Genomic DNA, 721 nt, shown 5'->3' with positions numbered 1-721 from the left:
CAGGAAAAGATAGACTGGATACTGCTATTCAGATATCTAAGACAGGATGGCCAACAGGATTAACAAGTTCTGAAAAGTCGGTTATCCTTGCAAGATCAGATAATCCAGTAGATGCGTTATCTGCTGCAAGTTTAGCAGGTGTAAAAGATGCACCAATTTTGTTAACAAACACAGGTTCTTTAGACAGTCGTGTCTTAAGTGAAATCAATCGTTTGGGTGCAAAAAAAGTGTATGTATTAGGAAGCACAGGAGCAATTAGCGATAGTGTTGAAAATACATTAAAAGCAAATAATAAGTCTGTAACTAGATTATCTGGTGCAAATCGCTTTGATACAGCCAAGAAAATTAACGAAGAAGCTGGCACATCTAAAAATACAAGTGCAATTGTCGTAAACGGAGACACCGTAGTAGATGCTTTATCTGCAACAAGTGAGTCTGCAATCAATAAGGTTCCCATTTACCTTACACGAACAAATAATTTACCTATCTCGCTGCCTAGTACTGTTAAAAACGTTGTAATTTACGGCTCAACAGGTGTAGTAAGTAGTGATGTACAAAATCAACTTACAAAACAAGGTAAAACGGTTAAACGTATTGCTGGTGGAGATCGCTTCTCAACTAACGTGGCTGCTTTAAAAGCTTCTACTATCTCATTTAAGAATACAATCCTAGTTAGGGGTACGTCGGTAAAAACAACATCTGAAGATTATCCAGATGCTGT

Annotated in this window: 1 protein-coding gene; it reads left to right on the top strand. The window is 37.4% G+C overall.

The genetic code is table 11. The features are described from left to right. Positions 1 to 721: cell wall-binding repeat-containing protein (locus POF52_RS30940; RefSeq protein ID WP_271998188.1), on the top strand; the 721-nt coding region annotated here is incomplete at both ends.

Source organism: Priestia sp. AB (genome assembly GCF_028369225.1).
Classification (GTDB): domain Bacteria; phylum Bacillota; class Bacilli; order Bacillales; family Bacillaceae_H; genus Priestia; species Priestia megaterium.
This window is presented reverse-complemented; position numbering and strand designations above follow the sequence as displayed.